Consider the following 3605-nt stretch of genomic DNA (forward strand, 5'->3'; position numbering starts at 1 on the left):
TTCCAGTCACCCCTCACCACCGCGGGGTGGAGCAGCCCGGTAGCTCGTCAGGCTCATAACCTGAAGGCCGCAGGTTCAAATCCTGCCCCCGCAACCAGATATAAGTCCTTGATAGGACACGATAAACCCGCCCTAACACGGCGGGTTTTTTTGTGCCCGAAATCTCCCGCAGGATGCGTATAGGATGCAGATGGGACTGAAAGCGCAGCGTAGTTTTGCCTGATTTCACGTGTGCGTGATAATTTTCGCATGGCCTTCACTGAGATAATGGCGTCGCCGCTCAGGTGTTCGAAGCGACCAAAATGATTCGCCTGGCAGGCAGTCCAGCAGGAGCCAAAAAAAATCAGGTCGCATATCAAGGAAAACTGCGGGTGACAGCGATCAGGAAAGTGCGGCCCGCTATTTTGTTCGTGCAGGACACAATATCTGGTGTCACCATAGTTTCATGAGCACAATATGAGCGACCATGGTCTCGAAGACGGACTTTGCTCGCCCGCAGAATGGAGCCGGTGCATGGACGGAGATTTTTCGCTGTTTACGGGCGGCCAGGGTGGCCGCAAGGCCGTTCGTAATCCGTTTGAAGGGGCTTTCGGAACGCGACCTGTCCCGGCACGCCCGCTGGATCGGGGCATGGGAGAAGCGGTCGGTCGCCGGACGGTGTTCCGCCCTTCCGACCGGGAGGATTTCGGGCGTGTCGCCGACCGTGTGGCCGAAGGCAATGCCGGATTACTGGCCACGGTGGAGGATGCGGAGATCATGCAACTCCGTAACGCCATCGCTACGGGGGCGCTGCTCACTTCGGGGCGTCATCTCCAGCATGGTGACAGCACGCAGCCGGATCGCAACATGGAGATGTTCACCAACTGCGCCACGGCCGTCTGCTCCTTTGCGAAATTCTATCTGCTGCTCAACGGCTCCGGCGTGGGACGGGCCTATGATGATGAATTGTGCGTGGTGGACTGGGGTCAGGCCCCCGACGTGAAATTCGTCCTTTCACCAGAGCACCCGGACTACCCGCAGGACCGTGCCAGCCTGCTGCAGTTCGGCCTTGAGATGCAGATCCTGCCCTGGGGCACGGTGCTGGAAGCCTTCGATGCAGAGAGGGAAGCGCAGGTCCGCGCCTTTCTGGAAAGAACCGTGCTGACCCGGCTGCCGGAAGGCAGTGACCTTGTTCACGTCATTGAGGACAGCCGCGAAGGCTGGGGTAAGGCGGTCGAGACGATTGAGGCAATGGCCTTCGGTGGCGAACGCGATCGCACACTAGTGCTGGATTTCAGCGCCATCCGCTGTGCGGGCAGCCCGATTGCGGGCATGCAGGGGCGGCCCGCTTCGGGGCCGGTCTCGTTGCTGCGCGGACTGCTCAATGTGCGTGAGCATGTGATCAAGGCCGCGCGTGCAGGCGATATGCCGCTATGGGAACAGGCGCTGCGGGTGGACCATTATCTATCGGTCGAGGTGCAGGTGGGCGGTGCGCGCCGTGCCGCGCGCATGGCCACCAAATCATGGCGGGATGCGGATGTGCTGCGCTTCATTCGCGCCAAGGAAGAAGGCGGGCTATGGACCGCCAACCACTCCGTCATGGTGGACGCCGAATTCTGGGATTACGTGAACGATCCAGCAAAGACCGGCTCGTTGGCCGACCATGCCCGCACGGTGTTTGCCGAGGCCACGCGGTGCGCATGGATCAATGGGGAGCCCGGCTTCATCAATGGTGACCGGCTGGAAGATAACCGCACCGGCAGCGCTCGGCTCAAACAGGTGCATGCGGATGGGCGGGATTTCCGCTCGCACCGCTATCAGGCCACCGAGGGCGCAGCTCTGCTGGCCGATCTGGCTCAGCGGGCCACGTCCGCGCATTTTCCGGTCACGACCAACCCCTGCGGCGAGATCACATTGCACGTTACGGGTGGTTATTGCGTGATTGGTGATTTCGCCCCGCTGCTGGCCTGCCCGGTGGCGCCAGAGGAAGTGATGCCCGGTCAGGTCTCAGCCGAAGCGGCGGACATATGGGATGCCCGCGTAAGGGATTCCGTGCGGCTTGGCGTGCGCTTTCTGCTGCGTGCCAACCGTATGGACGCGCTGTATGGCGAGGAAGTGCGCCGGACCAACCGGATCGGCATCGGCCCGACCGGTCTGCATGAATGGGCATGGGTGCGCTTCGGTCTCGACTTTCATGATCTGCTGGACGAGGACCGTGCCGCCCCCTTCTGGAACGCGGTGCGCGAACTCTCCACCATCGCCAAAGCCGAGGCGAATGCCTATGCGCTTGAGACCGGCACCACCCGGCCGGTTACAGTTACAACCGTCAAACCTGCGGGCACCACATCGAAGCTGTTTGGCCTGACCGAAGGTGCACACCTGCCCGCACGGCGGCAATATCTGCGTTGGGTGCAGTTCAAGGGCGTGCGGCGCGAGGACGGCACGTGGGAGGCAGGAACCGACCCGCTACTGCCAGCTTACGAACACAAGGGCTATCCCGTGCGTTCGCTGCGCAGCTTTCCGGGCATGAGTATTGTGGGCTTTCCGACCGTGCCGCTTATCCAGCGTCTCGGCATGGGCGAGCGTGTGGTGACAGCACCCGAAGCCTCGCCGGAGGAGCAGTATCGCTGGCTGGAACTGCTGGAGAAATACTGGATCGGGGCGGAGCAGGGCAATCAGGTGTCTTACACGCTCAAGGTCTATACCGACCGGCATAGTCTGGACAATTTCCGCGCCATGGTGGCGGCCAACCAGCCGCATGTGCGCTGCTGCGCCGTGCTGCCCAGCCGTCCGGATTCCGGTCTTGGTTACGAATACCTGCCGGAAGAGGAAGTCACGGCAGGCAAATTCGCTGCCATCACGGCCATGATCCAGGATGACGAGGTGCGCGAAGTGGTGGACTGGGCGCATCTGCAATGTGCCAGTGGAGTCTGCCCGATCTGAAGATGGTGCTGTCAGGCCATCTGGTGCGCGACGGTAACAGAAGGATACCGAGAAACCCGTTGACAGACTCTGCCGCCGAAGGCTTTGAGTTGCGCAGCTAGTGTGGTCTTTGCAGACCGTACTTTCGTATGCGTTAACGTGAAACAACGCACAGAAACTGACAGCAAAATGCTGACAGCCTGTGCGTCTGTGTATCCACAGTCACCGGTCTGTCGGCATGACAGGGATACACAGTGATGAAGCTTTTCCAATCCTTTTCAAATCGCGACGATGCTCCCGAGATCCGCCGTCTGCGGCATGATCTGGTCAGGCGCAGTCTTGAGGTCCGCGCCGTTGAGCGCCTGACCCCGCACATGATCCGTGTCACGCTGGGTGGCCCCGAACTGGTCGGCTTCACCAGCCCATCCCCGGATGACCATATCAAGATCTTCGTGCCCGGCCTGGATAGAAGTGGTCCCCATTTTTCGGACAGGGCGATAAGCTATCATCTGGCCTGAACGAGGACGTGTTTTATGGGCAAGGTTACGCGGAAACGGTATGCGGCGGAGTTCAAATCACGGGTTGCCCTGGAGGCGATCCGTGGGGAACTGACGCTGGCGGAGTTGGCGTCGAAACATGGCGTGCATCAGACGATGATCGCCCAATGGAAGCGCCAGGCGATCGAAGGCATGGCAAGCCTTTTT

2 protein-coding genes, 1 tRNA gene and 1 pseudogene are annotated in these 3605 nt (G+C 60.8%); all 4 read left to right on the plus strand.

Annotated elements, in window-relative coordinates:
- Positions 1-20 precede the first annotated feature (20 nt).
- Positions 21-97: transfer RNA gene (locus CFR80_RS17280), tRNA-Met, on the plus strand.
- A gap of 416 nt (positions 98-513) precedes the next feature.
- The gene (locus CFR80_RS17285; protein ID WP_010517116.1) at positions 514-2922 is read left to right on the plus strand and encodes a recombinase; all 2409 of its coding nucleotides are present in this window, start codon (positions 514-516) and stop codon (positions 2920-2922) included.
- Positions 2923-3158: 236 nt separating this feature from the next.
- A pseudogene (locus CFR80_RS17290) lies at positions 3159-3368 on the plus strand (siderophore-interacting protein); the annotation flags it as partial.
- 66 nt (positions 3369-3434) lie between these two features.
- On the plus strand, positions 3435-3605 hold a 171-nt coding region (locus CFR80_RS17295), incomplete at its 3' end, for a transposase (protein ID WP_146221661.1).

It is taken from the genome of Komagataeibacter oboediens, from assembly GCF_003207815.1.
Lineage (GTDB): Bacteria > Pseudomonadota > Alphaproteobacteria > Acetobacterales > Acetobacteraceae > Komagataeibacter > Komagataeibacter oboediens.